The following is a 15,254-nucleotide window of genomic DNA, read 5'->3' on the forward strand; positions in this document are numbered from 1 at the left end:
TGCCGTCCCGGAGAGAATGGGGTGCGTGACGGGCCCGTCGCGCAAGACAGATCCGAGAGGAGCGACGTGATGATGAACCTGAACGTACATGCGCGGGAAGAGCGGAACGGCGGCGCGGCGGGTGACGCAGGCATGGGTGGAGATGGAGATGCGGCAGTGCCGCGGGCGGCGCGATGCGACGCGTACCCCTCCGGAAACGGGCGCCCCGGAGAGGACGATCCGTCGCCTCCCCGGGTGCGCCGGGGAACGGAGACGCTCAAGGAGGGATTGGCCCGCATGCAGGTGGGGGGCGTCATCATGGACGTGACGAACGCCGAGCAGGCCCGCATCGCCGAGAGCGCCGGAGCGGTGGCGGTCATGGCGCTGGACAGGGTTCCCTCGGAACTCCGCAAGGCCGGGGGTGTGGCCCGCATGGCCGCTCCGGAGCGCATTCTGGAGATCCGGGAGGCCGTCTCCATTCCCGTCATGGCCAAGGCGCGGATTGGCCACTTTGTGGAGGCGCAGATTCTCGAAGCCCTCGGCGTGGACTGCATCGACGAGAGCGAGGTCCTCACCCCCGCGGACGAGGAGGTGCACATCGACAAGCATGCCTTCTCGGTGCCCTTCGTCTGCGGCTGCCGGAATCTCGGCGAGGCTCTGCGGCGCATCGCCGAAGGAGCGGCCATGATTCGCACCAAGGGAGAGGCGGGAACGGGAAACGTGGTGGAGGCGGTGCGCCATGTCCGGGCCGTCGCCAGGGACCTGCGCCGGGTTCTCGCCGCCGACGGTGAGGAGCTCGTGTCGCTGGCCCGGGAACTCGGCGTGCCGGTGGCGCAGCTCCTCCGGTGCCGGGAGGCGGGGCGGCTTCCCGTGGTGCAGTTCGCCGCGGGGGGCATCGCCACGCCCGCGGACGCGGCGCTCATGATGCGGCTGGGGTGCGACGGCGTTTTCGTGGGAAGCGGTATCTTCACCTCCTCGGATCCGCGCCGTCGCGCCGAGGCCATTGTGGAGGCCGTGGCGCACTACGACGATCCGTCGGTCCTCGCCCGGGTTTCCTCGGGGATCGGCGAGGCCATGGCGGGAACGGACGTGCGCCGTCTCGCGCCGGAGGAGCGCCTGCAGGAGCGGGGGGTGTGACGGTGCGGATCGGTGTCGTGGCCTTTCAGGGAGCCTGGAGGGAGCATCTCCGTCTGCTGGAGCGGCTCGGTGCGGAGGGGTTTCCCCTCCGTTCGGGGCCGCTGCCGGAGGATCTGGCTGGGGTGGTGCTCCCCGGCGGGGAGAGCACCGTCATCGGAAGGCACCTTGCGGCCTCGGGACTTTCCGCTGCGCTGGCGGCCGGGATCGACGCGGGACTTCCCGCGCTTGGGACCTGCGCCGGGGCCATTCTCCTCGCCCGGCGCCTGGAGGGACCTGCGCCGGAGGGACGCATCCCCCGCGTGCCTTTTCTGGTCCGCCGCAACGCCTGGGGCGGTGGCGCGCCCCAGAGCGGAACCCAGCGGGACAGTTTCGAGGGCGTTCTTTCCTGGAACGACGGAAAAAGCTCCCGGGGCGTCTTCATCCGGGCGCCCCGCTTCGACGAGCCGGAGGAGGGCGTGACGGTGCTCGCTCGCTTCGGGGAAGAACCCGTGGCCCTGCGGTGGCGGAACCTCTTCGTCGCCGCCTTCCACCCCGAACTGGACGGCGGCGGGTCGCTCTATTTCCTCTTTCTGGACGCCTGTCGCCGCTTCGGGAACAACGCCGCCGTTCCGCGGAGGACGTGACGGCGGCGTCTCTTCGGTCCGTCGGTCCGTCATCCCGGGCTTTCGCCAGGGCGTTGCCCTCACCGGACGAGGATCTCCCGGGGCGGCCTGAGATCGGCGTGGATGGCGTAGTCGCACCGAAGGGAATCGAAGAAACGGTCGGGATCCGCCGAAAAGGCCGCAACCCTGTCCAGCAGGTCGATGTCGTTCCTCGAGAGTTCCTCGTCCGTGCAATGCACCAGCCGCCAGGGATGCCACGTCAGATGTTTTTCGAGACGTACCAGAAAGGGAACGGGTTCGGACTTGTTCAGCGCCGCCACATCGCGCAGAAGGTTTCCCCTGACGAACCACATGCCGTAAAGGGAATCCAGGCCGAAACGGGTGGGGTCGGCGGAGATGCCGAAGCTGCCGGGATCCCGGCGGCCGTCTCTGCACATGTTCCACGCTTTTCCCCCGGGGATGAAGTGCGTGTCGGGCACGTCGAGAGGATCGAAATCCGCACGGAGGAAACTCTGCTGGTAGGGGTCGATCTGGGGATCGACCATGATCCACCGCTCCGTGCGGTCGCACCAGTATTCGCAGGCCCAATGGTCCTCGTAGCGTCCGGGTACCGCGAAGTAGGTCGCAAAGCCGCAGCGGGCCCGCGCCGGTATGCCCTTTGCGCGCAGCAGGGCGCACAGGAGAAGGGCGTATTCTCTGCAGCAGGCGATGACCCTCTTTTCCGGCGGGCGGGGAACGGCCGGGGAACGCGGATCCAGGACGAAGGCTCTGTCGAGGAGGTCCTCCGCAAAGGCGATGTGCCCCGGGTAGTGTTGCGCCGCCGTTTCCACGGTCCCGTATCTTTCGAGCCACCTGTCGTGGACGATCAGCCCCTGAACGACCTGGAAGAGTGCCCGCACGTCGTCCGTCAGCCACGCGGCGAGATGGGCGTGCTTTCCGAGACGGGTGGTTTCCGTCGGCGTCGCGTAGAAGTCGAGAATGTCCTTTTGCATTGCATGATCATTCCTTTCAGCGGAGTGTGAAAAGCGGCGGCGTCACCTGTCGTGCCTTCGCGGACGGAAACGGTGTCTCAGGGGCGGTGGTCCTTTCGCGGCGCGAGCAGTCCCGTGGTGAGGGCCGTGCCGAGGAGGATCACCGCGGCGCCGCCGAGCATGCCCGAGGTGACCTTCTCTCCCAGGAAGACGGCGCCCCAGAGCATGCCGAAGACGGGAATGAGATAGGTCACCGCGACGGTCTTGGACGGACCGACGGTGTCCACGAGGCGGTAGAAGAGCACGTAGGCCATGCCGGGGCACACCACGCCGAGCAGCAGGGCGGAGATCCACGCTCCCGCCGGCGGGGTGACCGCAGGCCACGTCCAGACCGCCGCGGGAAGGAGCAGGAGCGCCGAGCCCAGCATGCTGCCTCCGCTGAGCACCAGCGAATCAACCCCGGCGAGGTGCTTCTTGGCGACGTTCACGCCCACGCCGTAGCAGAGGGTCGCCCCAAGTGAGGCCGCCACGGCGAGGATGCCCGCGCCGGAGGAAAAGCTTCCCTTGCTCCACACCAGCAGGATCACGCCGAAAAATCCCAGAGGCGCGTCTCTTCCCCCCGGAGAATCCGCCGCTCGAACTCCAGGAGCGCGTGTTTCAGCGCCGTTCCCGCGGCAAACCCCCGGAGTGTGCCGTCCCGGCCGAGAACGCGGTGGCAGGGAAGCAGCAGGAGCAGGGGGTTTCTGCCCACCGCGGCGCCAACGGCCCGGTATGCGGCGGGTGCGCCGATTCGTGAGGCAAGTTCCCCGTAGGAGACGGTGTCACCGAAGGGAAGGCGTTGCAACGCTTCCCAGACGCGCTCCCGAAAGGGAGTGCCCCTCGGGGCGAGGGGCAGGGTGAACTGTCGCAGTGCCCCTCCGCAGAAAGCGTCCACCTGTCTCCGCAGCTCGCGGAACAGGGGGCGGGCGTCGTCGCGCCGCCACTCCCCGCTCCGGGCGGGGGCGAAGCGCTGTCCCTCCCGGTACAGTCCGACGAGTGCCGTTCCGTCGGACAGCGCAGTGAGGAGACCCAGGGGGCTTGTCCATGTCGTGGCATGGATGGTCATTCTTCTTCCTCCAATCCGCACCAGAGGTGCATGACCGCGTAGGCACGCCAGGGGCGCCACTGTTCGTCCCCGGCGGTGTCGGAAAGGCGTTCCATTGCCCGGCGTACCGCGAGATCCGTGTCGGGAAAGGCGTCGGGCCAGGCCAGGGCGCGCATGGCGATGTACTGGGCCGTCCAGGGTCCCACTCCCGGAATGCGTTGCAGCGCGTCGAGGGTCCGCTCCACGTCGGGGCCGGGGTCCAGCGAGAACCGTTCCTCCACGAGTGCCCTGGCGAGAGCGACGAGCGTCTCCGCCCGCCGGGACGTGATCCCCAGGGAGGAAAACTCTTCCTGCGTCGCTCCCGCCACGCGCTCGGGAAGCGGAAAGAGGTGTGTCACTTCCGCATCGGCGGAGGGAAGCCGCTCGCCGAAGCGGGCGACGAAATGTCCCGCGAGGGTTCGTGCGGCTTTCACGGAGATCTGCTGTCCCAGTATGGCACGGACCGCCATCTCGAAGCCGTCGAAGGCGCCGGGGACCCGAAGTCCCGGCCTCGGTGCCGCGAGAGGGCCGAGCACCGTCTCCACCTGGTCCGGCGTGCAACCCAGGTCGAAGAGTCGCCGCACCCGGAGGAGAACCTGGGGCAGACCACCCAGAAGACTCGAGTCGAGGGCGAGTTCCAAAGCATGTCCTGTTGCCGCGGGACGAACTTCCAGCTTTCCCGCGAGGTGTTTTCCCCGGAAGGAAAGCCGTACCGATCGCCGGTAGTGTCTCTCGTCTCCCGCCTCCACGCCGGGAATGCTCCGTTTGGCCAGAAAAAGCGCGAGGCGCCGCCAATCCAGGGGTGGGCGATAGGCGAGGCGCAGTACCAGTGCCTGCGGGCGTGCGGGAGTCCCTTTGCGGAGTTCCGTGGGCGTCATGCCGTAGCGCTGCCGAAAGAGCGCATGGAAGCGGCGGAGGCTCGAAAAGCCGCTGGAGAACGCCACATCCGTTACGGGAAGACTCGTCTCCGTCAGAAGCCGTTTGGCAAGGAGGAGACGCTGGGTCTGGGCGTAGGCCACGGGGGCCACGCCGAAGGCGCGGGTGAAGAGGCGCCGCAGATGCCGCGGTGTCATGCCCATGCGTGACGCGATTCCCTCCAGTCCTTCTTCGTCGAAGACGCCCGCGTCGATGAGATCCGCGGCGAGCCGGGACAGGCGGGCTTCCTCTCCGGCGGGAGCGGCCGTTCCGGAGGGCGCCGTCTCGGGGCGGCAGCGCAGGCAGGGGCGGAACCCCGCGTGCTCCGCCGCCGCCGCGCTGGGAAAGAAACGGCAGTTCGTCGCCCGGGGCGTGCGGGAGGGACATATGGGGCGACAGTAGACTCCCGTGGAGGTGACGCCCACGAAAAAGCGTCCGTCAAACCGGGAATCCCGCGCCTTGAGGGCCTGGTAGAGTGCATCCGCGTTCATCATGGAAGGAGTATAGGTGTTTTTACGATGTTTCGCTCGCCGTTTTCGGACAGAGGGGTACGGCCTCGTCGGTGGTGGTGATAGTATATGAAAAAATTCGGAGCAGGTGCGTGTCCCCGTGTTTCGCTCCGGTGACGCGCCGTCGTGTTGCTCCGGAGAGAACCCGAAGGAGGCGTTTCGCCCGTGATGCGCTATGAGGAACTTGTTTCGCTCCTGGACCGGAACATCGCCGCGCTGTCCGGAAAGGCCTGCGCCCTGTCGGACTGGATGGCGGCAAATCCGGAGCTGTCCGGAGAGGAATTCGAGAGCAGTCGCAGGATCGTCGGAATTCTCTCCGAGGCGGGGTTTGCCGTGGAGTTTCCCTACGGGGATCTGCCCACGGCCTTCCGGGCGGTGGCGGGCCCGGGGACGGGGTCGCAGGTGGCGATCCTCGTCGAGTACGATGCCCTGCCCGAGATGGGACACGCCTGCGGTCACTGCGTCTCCGGCGCCATGTCCGTGCTGGCGGCGCTGGCCCTTGCGGACCTTGTGGGCGAGGCGGGGGGAACTCTCTCCGTGGTGGGCACCCCCGCGGAGGAGGTGGACGGCGCGAAGTGCTCCATGGCGGACAAGGGACTCTTCGACGGGTACGACCTGGCCATCATGATTCACGCCGACGCGGCGACGAGCAGCCCCGCCTTCCGCTCCCTCGCCATGGACGGCTATCGCTTCACCTTCCGGGGCAGGCCCGCCCACGCCGCCGCGGCACCCTGGGAGGGCGTGAACGCCCTCAACGGAGTACAGCTTCTGTTCCACGCGCTGGACATGCTGCGCCAGCACATACGTCCCGAGGCGCGGATTCACGGCGTCATCGACGCGGGAGGCGCCGCGCCCAACATCGTTCCCGAGGTCGCCCGGTGCCGTTTCGAGTTCCGGGCACCCACCCTGGACTACCTGAACGGCCTTCGGGAGCGCTGTCTCGACTGCGCCCGGGGAGCGGCCCTCGCCACGGGAACGGAGGTCTTCTGGGAGACCTTCGAGGCGAGCTTCGACGAAATCGTGCCCAATCCGGCGGGGGAGCGCATGATCGAGGAGATCTTCCGGGAGCTGGGCATTTCCTTTGTGCCGCCCTCTCTGCCGTCGGGCTCCACGGACATGGGCAACACGAGCCGGCGCTGCCCCGCCCTGCATCCCCTGCTCGCCATCACGCCCCGAAAGGTTGCGCTCCACACCAGGGACTTCGCCGCTGCCGTCACCGAGCCCGAGGCACACCAGGCGCTCGTGGCGGGGGCCCGGGCCATCGGTCGGGCGGTGCTGCGCACCTTCACCGACGGGGAGCTTCGGAGGGCCATGCGTGCCGTTGTGCCGCCCCGTCCCGTCGCGTAGGCGGCGGGCGGGACCGCCCGTTTGAAGCGGCACTGCACGCGGAGAATCCGGGCGGCCTGGGCGGAAACGCATCATAGGGAATCTCTGAATAAGGCTACGTCAGCCCCGCAGGGCGCCCCGCAGGGCGCCCCGCAGAGCCTGATGCGACCCGAGTCAAGGGAAAGCGAAAGGTCTTTATTCAGGGCTTCCATAGGCTTAAGGAAATCCTGATCAAGTAGGAATCGCCCTCTCTCGATTTTCGATTGCATCGCGTTTTTCCGAGATCGGCGTGGCATTTTTTCAAATGTCGAAGGAGCTGATGCCGTTGTGTTCCCTCGGCTTGAGCATGGCCTTCAGATTCGGAAACCCCTCGTCGTCCACGGAGGCGATGAAAGCCCTTCCGCTTTTTTCGATCACGGCGAGAGCCGCTTTCGACAGGTCCCTTGTCGTCATGGATCCCTCCCGTTGCTTCAAATGTTTTTCCGAAGCGCACTTTTCCGCTCTTTTTTCGCCGGAGACGACCTTACAAATCGATGGAAGAATTCAGAAAAGTTCGTGATCAGGAAACCGGAAAAAAATCCTTTCTCCGCGGTGCAGCGCCGGGGGGCGCGCGTCGTTGTAAAACGGAAAATCCTTCCGGGAGAGGTGTTGGAGAGGCGTTGCTGTGTTTCTTGCCTGGGACACCGCGAAACAGTGTCGTGCTCTGGCGGCAATCTGTCAAGATGAAAATATATCCTGATTGTTGCGTTTTGAAGGCCCGAAAAGAACGCGTTTTCGCTGGTGGTTTTTTCGGAAAGAAAAAAGAAACGACGGCGAGAAAAGATCTTCTATGAAAAAAATACTCTTGTGGAATAAAAAAGAGCAAGAGGGGAGGCTGTGGGTGTTTATTTTCAATAATTTTTTAAAAGAAATCGGGCGAGGGATTTGCGAATTGTAAAAATTGAGAACGCATGGAAAGTGCGCTATACTGAGTCAAAAATATGGGGCGTATGCAGTGGGCAATCTCCGAAAAACATTTCAGAGAAACGGAGGAGTGTCGCGTGCGAAAAAGTCTTGTCGCAAAGATCGCCCTTCTCGTTGTTGCAGGTGTGACGGTTTTGTCGGGTTCGCTCATTTTTCTTGCGGCACGGGGGCTTCAGGACATGGGGACTTCCCTGGCGAGATCCGCGGAGGTGCTTCTCGACAAGGAAAACGAAAACAAACGGGCGAGCAACGAACACTCCCTTACTGCCTACGGCGAGACGCTGGCCCAGTATCTCGCCTGGATCTCCGCAAATCCTCTCTGGAACTTCACGCTGGACATTCTCGAAGAGTACACGAAGGGCATGGAGCAGCTTCCGAACCTTGCCTACGCGGTGGTCTACGACGACAAGGGAAATGTTGCCGCGGGAGCGGCCAAAAGCGGCCAGGGGATCCGTTCCTTCTCGAAGGAGGTCGTTCAGAACGGCAAAGTCCTCGGCAAGGCCGAGATCGGCATGGACGTCTCCTACCTTGAGACGCTTCACCGGGAGAACGTGGCCACCAAGGAGGCCCTCGTGAAGACCTTCGTGGGTGGCGCGGAGGAGGCCCGAAAGGCGCTCTTCTGGAAAATTCTCCTTGTGGCTCTCGCCGGAACGGGCGGAGTCATCGCCGTCGTCATGGCGGTGTTGCTCCGCATGGTTGCGCCGCTTCGAAGGATGACGGGCATCGTGGAGGACCTCGGTCAGGGCGAGGGCGACCTCACGGTGCGCCTGCTGCTTCGTTCCGAGGACGAGGTCGGGCGCCTTGCGGCATCGCTGGACCTGTTCCTCGACAAGCTCTCCGAGCTGGTGCGGCGCATTGTGGAGATCGCCGAGGAAGTGGGTGGAGACTCGGGCCGCTTGGACGAGCTGGCCCGGAAATCCCTTGCGGCGGTGGAGAAGGTCACCGAAGCGGTGGAGCAGATCTACGTCCTTTCCGAGTCCAACGCCGCCGCCGTCGAGGAGACCAGCGCGGGCGTCCAGGAAGTGGCGGCCAACGCGAACGCCGCGGCGCGCTCGGCGGAGCAGGGGGCCGCATCCTCCGCGAAGGCCACCTCCTTCACCCAGGACGTAGTTGGGCGCATGAAGGACGTGGTGACCGCCCTGGACCGGGTGGAGAACAGTTCCACGGAGAACCGGACCAAGATCGGAACACTCTCCAAAGGGGTGGACACCATCACGGGGCTTGTGGGCGCCATCACGCAGATCGCGGACCAGACGAACCTTCTGGCCCTGAACGCCGCCATCGAGGCGGCCCGGGCGGGCGAGGCGGGGCGGGGCTTCGCCGTGGTCGCCGAAGAGGTGCGGAAACTGGCGGAGGAATCCAACCGGGCGGCCCAGGAGATCCGGGGAATCATCGCGCCGCTCCGCGCTTCCGCGGAAGAGGCGATTTCCGCCGCGTCGGAGACGGAACGGATTCTCGGAGGGGTTTCCTCCTCCGCGAGAGACGTGCAGGAAAAACTCACCGCCAGTCTCGGCGAGATCGCCGGCGTCAACGAGGTGATGCAGAACATCGCCGCCGTGGCGGCCATGCAGTCCGCGGCGAGCGGCGAAATGGCCAAGGCCATCGACGGCATCGCCAAATCCACCTCGCAGACGGTGGAACATCTGGGCGGCATCCGCGAGTCCGCGGGGGCCACCGCCGAGGCCTTCGAGGCGGTGGTGGAAGGGGCCGGAACGCTTTCCGAGAGCGTCGCGGGACTTCGGGAGCTGCTCGGACAGTTCAAAATCGCGAAGGAACAGCCCGGCGGAAAACAGGAGCTGCGGGCCCTTCCTCCCGCGTCGAGGCGGGGCTGAGCGGAACCGGGCTGGCTCTCTCGGAACGGCCCGTGCTCCGGAGCACCTGCGGAATACCCCGGGTGCGGGAAATCCTCACCGGAAGAGAACGGCGCCTCCTCCGCGGGAGGCAATGCCGAAGAGAGCAAGGGGGGATGTCCGGGATTGTGGCGAAAGGCGGCGCACGCCTCTGCGGTGGTGGTTTGCGGCTCGAAGAATCGTTTCATCGTTTCTTTGCGGCGGGAGGGTTTTTGTCGTGCCCGGCAGACCGGGCACCGAGAGCGATGGAGGTGACGCGGGGATGGTACGGCGCATTCTGTTGGCGTTGCTTGTGGTAATCCTGTCGGCAGGTTTCTGCTTCGCGGAGACGAAGACCATTACGGCGGCTTCCGATCCGTGGCCCCCCTTCATGGACCCCAATTCCCCCACACAGGGGCTGGCCATGGAGATCGTCCGGGCCGCCTTTGCGACCCAGGGCTACGAGGTCACCATGGAGTTCATGCCCTGGGCCCGGGCGGAGGACGGCGTGAAGGCCGGGACCTACGACATTCTGCCCAACACGTGGATGACCGAGTCGCGCAAGGCCTATCTGCTCTACAGCGAGCCCTACGCGGCAAACCAGGTGAAGTTCGTGAAGCGCAAGGGGGACCCTTTCGAATTTCAGGGCATGGAGAGCCTCAAGGGCAAGACCGTGGGAATCATCAAGGACTACGGCTACGGCGATGACTTCATGAACAACCCCGACTTCAAGCGCGATCCCGTGCCGGATTTCGTCACCAACGTGAAAAAGCTCGTGGCGGAGCGCATCGACCTCACCCTGGAGGACGAGATCGTGGCGAGGAATGCCATTACGGCGGCGGATCCCGCGCTGCTCGACCAGATCGAGTTCACACAGAACGCGCTCAGCGAGAACTGGCTGCACGTCACGAGCGGCCTGAAGAACCCCCGGTGCCAGGAGATCATCGACGCTTTCAACAAGGGGCTCGCCGAGATCAAGGCCAACGGTACCTTCGACGAGATTTTCGCCCGCTACGGTCTGAAGTAGTTCTTCAAGAGCCTTTCCGCAGCGCGCGCGTCCTTTTGTGACGTCGCAGATGGGAGGCTCTTGAGCGTGTTCTTTTCGTCGGGGCGGCGATAACGCCACCGGGCGCGACCGGGAGAAGCCCGCCAGGGGTCTCCCGGTCGCGTTTTTTTGCCCGGCCCAGCGGGGAGAACACGAGCGCTCCGGCCTTTCCCTCCTTCCGGAGGTGAAGCCCCCGGCATGGACCGGTCGGATTCTCGCCGCCGAAGACCATGGAACCCTTTTGACACACCTGATGCGCACGGTTGGGCATTCCGGCGTGGTACCATTGGCGCATAAGCGCAGGGTGCCCTGCGTGCGCCTGCGGCCGTGCGGAGCGAAGGCGGCGCGGTGCAGTGCATTTCGACGACACATCAAGGAGGCGATCTTCCTGTCTTTCGTGGCCGGAGTGGATGTGGGGTCCATGGGGACCAAGGCGGTGCTCTACGACGGAGCACTGGTGGACGCCGTGACGATTCCCACGGGTTGGAACTCCCGGGAGGCGGCGGAACGGGCTCTCGGAGATCTTCTCGCGCCCCGCGGGCTCTCCCGGGGCGATCTGGGCCACCTGGTGGCCACCGGATACGGCCGGGGCGCCGTGGCCGAGGCGGACGCCCGGATCACGGAGATCACCTGTCACGCCCTCGGGGCGGCGCATCTTTTTCCAAAGGTGCGCTTTGTGCTCGACATCGGCGGGCAGGACAGCAAGGTCATTGCCCTCGACGGCGCGGGGCGCGTGACGGATTTTCTCATGAACGACAAGTGCGCCGCCGGAACGGGCCGGTTTCTCCAGGTCATGGCGGCCCACCTGGAGTACGAGCTGGAGGATTTCAGCCGTCTGCCCGACGACCTGGAGCCGCTGGCCGTGTCCAGCATGTGCACGGTCTTCGCCGAGTCGGAAGTGGTGGGACTGCTGGCGGGAGGCGCGGACAAGGCCGCCCTCGCCCTGGGGCTGCTTGATGCCGTGGCCGGACGGGCCTGCGGCATGCTCGCCAAGCTGGGAGTGCGGGATGCCGTGGCCTTCACGGGGGGCGTCTCGAAGAGCCGCAATCTCGCGGCGCTTCTCGAACGGCGACTCGGGCTTCCCGTTCTCACCTCGCCGCATTCCCAGATCGCCGGCGCGCTCGGCGCGGCCCTGGCCGCCTTCGCCCGGACGCAGGAAGGCTCCGGGACCCGGGCGTGAGGACGTGGAACGCCGCACCCGGCCTTCCTCTGCATGCCCCTGCATGCCCCTCGTCGCATCGCTCCTTTTTGTGGGCTTTTCACTTCCGGGTGGGACGAGATTCTTCGAGGAGGATGTGCCGTGATGGGGAAGGCGAAGGACAAGAGTGACGACACGCGGAACGACAAGGATGTTTCGACGGAAGAGGCCCTTGGAACGGCGTGTCCGTCCTCCCGTGACGCCGGGAGGGAGAACGTTTCCCGGAGCGGGACCGGCGAGGCCGCCGGAGACTTTGTCCTGCGCCCCGTGGGAGTGGTGCGGTCGCCCCTGACGCGCCGGGAGGACTGCCCTCCCCAGGGATTCGAGGGAGCGCCCGCCGCGGAGATCCACCTCGACCCCGCCTTCGCGGAGGGGCTCGATGGCATCGAGCCGGGGCAATGGGTGATCGTTCTCACCTGGTTCCACCTCGCCCGGCGGGATCTGCTGCGCGTCCATCCCCGGGGAGACGCGACGCGTCCGCTTCGGGGCGTCTTCGCCACCCGCTCTCCGGCCCGTCCCAATCCCATCGGCCTGCATCGGGTGGAGGTGCTCTCCCTCGAAGGATGTCGCCTCCGGGTGCGTCCTCTGGAAGCGCTCTCCGGCACGCCCGTTCTGGACATCAAGCCCGTCCTCGCCGCCTCTCCCGATTTCTGAAGCCCGCTTCGGACCGCCGCGATCGTCGGGTCGGATTCGGAGTGGCACCCTCGTTCGTCGCGGTCCAGACCTGCTCGTGTCGCTTTGCCCGCAGCGATGCCCTCCGTTCTGCCGCTCTTTTCTGTGGAACCTCTGCACAAAGCGTTGCGTGCGTTCTGCCTGCGCAAAAAGGGTTTCATGGTGTTCGGCGGCCGTCTGCGGCGATTAGCCGCACTTTTCCAGGAGTGCCTTTTTGTGTTCGAGCGACAGGCCCATGCCTGAGGTAGCGGGGAGGGGCTGGGCTCCAGCCACGCCTCGGAGATTTCGACGCACAGTGCCCGTATCAGGCGCTGACATGCCTCCGCCATATGCATCGTTTGTAGCGGTTCGGACCGTCCGGACCTCGCGCAGTGGAAAGCCCTTTGTCCGTCACGAGAAGCCCGCCTGTCCTTTTCGCGCCGCCGGTTTCGTGCTATGCTTTTATGCAATACTCTGTATTCCAAAACGTGCGAGGGGGGGAATGGAAACATGGCGGACTATCACGGCATGTGGCAGGGGCTCGGCATGGACCTGGAGACGCACGACAAGCTCTGCGACGCGCTTCCGGCTCTGTTCGGGGAGGCTTTCCTCGAACAAAAGAACCGCCCGGCGGGGATGGACTACTACAACATGGTCATCGCCGAGGTGCATGGCCTGCGGATTGCGGAGCTTCTCGCCCACAAGGAGCAGGGGGGCAAGGTGGTGGGGTCCTTCTGCATCTATGTTCCGGAGGAGATCGTCCTCGCCCTGGAGGGAATTCTCGTGGGGCTCTGCGCGGGATCTCGGTTCTGGGTGCCCGCGGGCGAGGCGGTGCTGCCCCGCAACCTCTGCGCGCTCATCAAGGCGGGCCTGGGAGCCAAACTGTCCAAAACCTGTCCCTACTTCCAGTCCGTGGATCTCATCGTGGGAGAGAACACCTGCGACGGCAAGAAGAAGGCCTGGGAGATTCTGGGGGACTACGCACCCCTGTACGTCATGGACATGCCCAATCGCAAAAGCCCGGCGGGTTTCACCCTCTTCCGGGAGGAACTCGGCGCCCTGGCCCGGCGTCTGGAGGAGCTGACGGGAAAAACGCTCACCGCCGAGGGCCTGCTTCGGGGATGTGCGCTGGTGGACCGGAAACGGCGGGTTCTCGACCGCCTCTACGCCCTGCGCAAGGCCGATCCCGTGCCCCTCTCCGGTCGGGACGCGTTGCTTGTGAGCCAGATCGCCTTCTACGACGATCCCGAGCGGTTCATCGCCCAGACGGAAGCCCTTGCGGCGGAGTGCGAAGCCCGGGTTGCCAGGGGTGAGGGCGTCTTTCCCAAGGGAGCGCCGCGGATCCTCGTGACGGGAACGCCCATCGTGGTGCCCAACTGGAAGTTCCATACCATCGCCGAGACGAGCGGCCTCGCCGTGGTGGTGGAGGAGAACTGCACGGGCACCCGCTACTTCGAGCAGAAGGTGGCCCTTCCCGAGACGAAGGACGTGTCCTCCCTCCTCGACGCGCTGGCCCACCGCTATTTCGACGGCATCAATTGCGCCTGTTTCTCCCCCAACGAAGCGCGCCTCGACGACGTGGTGCGCCTTGCCCGGGAATACCGCGCCGACGGCGTGGTGAACCTTTCCCTGAGCTTCTGCACTACCTACCAGGTGGAGGAAGAGCGCCTCCGGAAGCGCCTCGCCGCCGAGGGGATCCCCTTTCTCTCCCTGGAGACGGACTACGCGCCGGGCGACGAAGAGCAGCTCAAGACCCGCATCGAAGCCTTCGGCGAGAGCCTGCGCCGCTAGCGGCGCGTCGCGGCGAACCGTGCCTCCTCCGTCCGTTCCGTGGGTTTACGCGCTCTTCGTCACCGCCTCGGACGGCATGCGTCTCGCGGCTGAACTGAAGCGGCGCGGCACGACGTGCACCCTCTGCCCCACGCCGCGCCATCTCTCCAGAAGCTGCGGCCTCGCCCTCCGCTTTGCTCCGGAGGACGAGGCCGCGGTGCGCGCCGCCGCATCCTCCGTCGCCGTCGAGGCCCGGTACGTGCGGGAAAAATAAATTGCTTGCAGCACCTATTTGCTGACCGGATAGTTCACTCCCCAGAGCGCCGCTGCCGCGGCGCTCTGCATCACCGCTCTCCTTCTCGCCCGGCAGGGCAAAACCCTCGTCGTCACAGAGGATCCGGTGCACCTCCATTTCCAGCAGACGCTGCGCCTCGCCGGGGCGGAGCTGTACCCCCTCTCCGTGGATGAAGCGGGACTACGCACGGACGAACTGCCCCGGAACGTTCGCCCCGGAGCGGTCTTCCTCACTCCCTCGCACCAGTTTCCCCTGGGAGGGACCCTCTCCGTCCAGCGGCGCATCGACCTCGTCGCCTACGCGGCGGCCACGGAATGTCTCCTCATCGAGGACGACTACGAGAGCGAGTTCCGCTTCGAAGGGCTGCCCGTGAGTTCCCTTCGGGAGCTTGCCCCGTCCGCGACGGTGTACATCGGCTCCTTCAGCAAGATTCTCTCCCCCGCCCTCCGCCTGGGCTACGCCATCGTTCCGGCGCACCTCGGGGAGGTCTTCCGGCGGATCAAGTACGACGTGAGCAACCACACCTCCTCGGTGGAGCAGCGGATCGTGGCGGACCTGCTCGACGAGGGAGTGGTGGAGCGACACATCGCCCGGATGAAACGCTTCTATCGGGAGGGACGAAAGCGGCTCGTCCGAAACCTGGCCGACGCCTTTCCCGGGCGGCACGAGATCAGGAGTGCCGGGGCCGGGGCCGGGTTGCACCTGGTGGTACGCTTTCCCGGCCTCGTCTTCGACGCGGAGCGTTGTTCCCGCATCGAGGCCAGGGGTGTGCGGATCCATCCCGTGGAGGGGCACGCGATTCGCAAGGGGCATTACGGGGAGTGGGTCATCCTCGGCTACGGCAACCTTTCCTTCGATGCCATGGACGAGGGTGTCGCACGTCTTCGGGCCGCCCTGGACGCGGAGATGGCCTGAGACGGCGAAAAACAGGAGGCGCGGCG

The 15,254-nt window shown here is 65.7% G+C and carries 15 protein-coding genes; 10 read left to right on the plus strand and 5 right to left on the minus strand.

Annotated elements, in window-relative coordinates; all coding sequences use genetic code 11:
* The first annotated feature begins 234 nt into the window (after nt 1-234).
* A complete protein-coding gene (gene pdxS / locus K349_RS0105480; RefSeq protein ID WP_026368834.1) occupies nt 235-1,116 on the plus strand; it encodes a pyridoxal 5'-phosphate synthase lyase subunit PdxS in 882 nt (293 codons plus the stop codon).
* Complete coding sequence (gene pdxT / locus K349_RS0105485; protein WP_034264271.1) at nt 1,113-1,739, plus strand: pyridoxal 5'-phosphate synthase glutaminase subunit PdxT; 627 nt, start codon at nt 1,113-1,115, stop codon at nt 1,737-1,739. The genes pdxS and pdxT overlap by 4 nt, the downstream gene beginning before the upstream one ends.
* A gap of 59 nt (nt 1,740-1,798) precedes the next feature.
* On the opposite strand, the gene K349_RS0105490 is transcribed toward pdxT, so the two are convergent.
* From K349_RS0105490 to K349_RS0105505, 4 genes are all read right to left on the minus strand, one after another.
* Nucleotides 1,799-2,710, minus strand: a complete 912-nt coding sequence (locus tag K349_RS0105490) for a transglutaminase domain-containing protein (RefSeq protein ID WP_026368836.1) — start codon at nt 2,708-2,710, stop codon at nt 1,799-1,801.
* Nucleotides 2,711-2,787: 77 nt separating this feature from the next.
* Nucleotides 2,788-3,276 carry a DMT family transporter gene (locus tag K349_RS0105495; protein ID WP_026368837.1) on the minus strand — a complete coding sequence of 163 codons (489 nt, stop codon included), beginning with the start codon at nt 3,274-3,276 and terminating at the stop codon, nt 2,788-2,790.
* Nucleotides 3,273-3,794, minus strand: coding sequence for a methylated-DNA--[protein]-cysteine S-methyltransferase (locus K349_RS0105500; protein WP_026368838.1), 522 nt, complete (start codon nt 3,792-3,794; stop codon nt 3,273-3,275). The genes K349_RS0105495 and K349_RS0105500 overlap by 4 nt, the downstream gene beginning before the upstream one ends.
* Entirely contained in the window at nt 3,791-5,221 is a 1,431-nt protein-coding gene (locus tag K349_RS0105505) for a DNA-3-methyladenine glycosylase 2 family protein (protein ID WP_026368839.1), read from the minus strand. Before K349_RS0105505 ends, K349_RS0105500 begins: the two co-directional genes overlap by 4 nt.
* 183 nt (nt 5,222-5,404) lie before the next feature.
* Here K349_RS0105505 and K349_RS0105510 point away from each other — a divergent pair, with 183 nt between their 5' ends.
* Entirely contained in the window at nt 5,405-6,583 is a 1,179-nt protein-coding gene (locus K349_RS0105510) for an amidohydrolase (protein ID WP_034264975.1), read from the plus strand.
* A 279-nt stretch (nt 6,584-6,862) separates the two neighbouring features.
* On the opposite strand, the gene K349_RS19055 is transcribed toward K349_RS0105510, so the two are convergent.
* The gene (locus K349_RS19055) at nt 6,863-7,015 is read right to left on the minus strand and encodes a pyridoxamine 5'-phosphate oxidase family protein (RefSeq protein ID WP_157367289.1); all 153 of its coding nucleotides are present in this window, start codon (nt 7,013-7,015) and stop codon (nt 6,863-6,865) included.
* Between the two features lie 587 nt (nt 7,016-7,602).
* Here K349_RS19055 and K349_RS17830 point away from each other — a divergent pair.
* The 7 genes from K349_RS17830 to K349_RS0105575 all read left to right on the plus strand — a co-directional run bounded on the left by K349_RS17830 (nt 7,603) and on the right by K349_RS0105575 (nt 15,228).
* Complete coding sequence (locus K349_RS17830; RefSeq protein WP_169731306.1) at nt 7,603-9,357, plus strand: methyl-accepting chemotaxis protein; 1,755 nt, start codon at nt 7,603-7,605, stop codon at nt 9,355-9,357.
* A gap of 235 nt (nt 9,358-9,592) precedes the next feature.
* Nucleotides 9,593-10,381: a transporter substrate-binding domain-containing protein gene (locus tag K349_RS0105540; RefSeq protein WP_211240327.1), complete on the plus strand. Its 789-nt coding sequence runs from the start codon at nt 9,593-9,595 to the stop codon at nt 10,379-10,381.
* A gap of 331 nt (nt 10,382-10,712) precedes the next feature.
* Complete coding sequence (locus tag K349_RS0105550) at nt 10,713-11,579, plus strand: acyl-CoA dehydratase activase (RefSeq protein ID WP_245588005.1); 867 nt, start codon at nt 10,713-10,715, stop codon at nt 11,577-11,579.
* Nucleotides 11,580-11,702: 123 nt separating this feature from the next.
* Nucleotides 11,703-12,251 carry a tRNA (N6-threonylcarbamoyladenosine(37)-N6)-methyltransferase TrmO gene (tsaA, locus tag K349_RS16510; protein WP_026368846.1) on the plus strand — a complete coding sequence of 183 codons (549 nt, stop codon included), beginning with the start codon at nt 11,703-11,705 and terminating at the stop codon, nt 12,249-12,251.
* 507 nt (nt 12,252-12,758) lie between these two features.
* Nucleotides 12,759-14,039 carry a double-cubane-cluster-containing anaerobic reductase gene (locus K349_RS0105565; protein WP_026368847.1) on the plus strand — a complete coding sequence of 427 codons (1,281 nt, stop codon included), beginning with the start codon at nt 12,759-12,761 and terminating at the stop codon, nt 14,037-14,039.
* 19 nt (nt 14,040-14,058) lie between these two features.
* A complete protein-coding gene (locus K349_RS0105570; RefSeq protein ID WP_026368848.1) occupies nt 14,059-14,292 on the plus strand; it encodes a putative Se/S carrier protein in 234 nt (77 codons plus the stop codon).
* Nucleotides 14,293-14,361: 69 nt separating this feature from the next.
* Complete coding sequence (locus K349_RS0105575) at nt 14,362-15,228, plus strand: aminotransferase-like domain-containing protein (protein WP_084460205.1); 867 nt, start codon at nt 14,362-14,364, stop codon at nt 15,226-15,228.
* The last annotated feature ends 26 nt before the right edge of the window (nt 15,229-15,254 follow it).

It is taken from the genome of Aminiphilus circumscriptus DSM 16581 (assembly GCF_000526375.1).
Taxonomy (GTDB): Bacteria; Synergistota; Synergistia; order Synergistales; family Aminiphilaceae; genus Aminiphilus; species Aminiphilus circumscriptus.

Excerpts from the sequence above, each read along its gene's own strand:
- tsaA (WP_026368846.1), top strand. The coding sequence starts at position 11,703 with ATGGGGAAGGCGAAGGACAAGAGTGACGACACGCGGAACGACAAGGAT.
- K349_RS0105565 (WP_026368847.1), top strand. The coding sequence starts at position 12,759 with ATGGCGGACTATCACGGCATGTGGCAGGGGCTCGGCATGGACCTGGAG.
- K349_RS0105490 (WP_026368836.1), bottom strand. The coding sequence starts at position 2,710 with ATGCAAAAGGACATTCTCGACTTCTACGCGACGCCGACGGAAACCACC.
- K349_RS19055 (WP_157367289.1), bottom strand. The coding sequence starts at position 7,015 with ATGACGACAAGGGACCTGTCGAAAGCGGCTCTCGCCGTGATCGAAAAA.
- K349_RS0105510 (WP_034264975.1), top strand. The coding sequence starts at position 5,405 with ATGCGCTATGAGGAACTTGTTTCGCTCCTGGACCGGAACATCGCCGCG.
- K349_RS0105500 (WP_026368838.1), bottom strand. The coding sequence starts at position 3,794 with ATGACCATCCATGCCACGACATGGACAAGCCCCCTGGGTCTCCTCACT.
- K349_RS0105505 (WP_026368839.1), bottom strand. The coding sequence starts at position 5,221 with ATGATGAACGCGGATGCACTCTACCAGGCCCTCAAGGCGCGGGATTCC.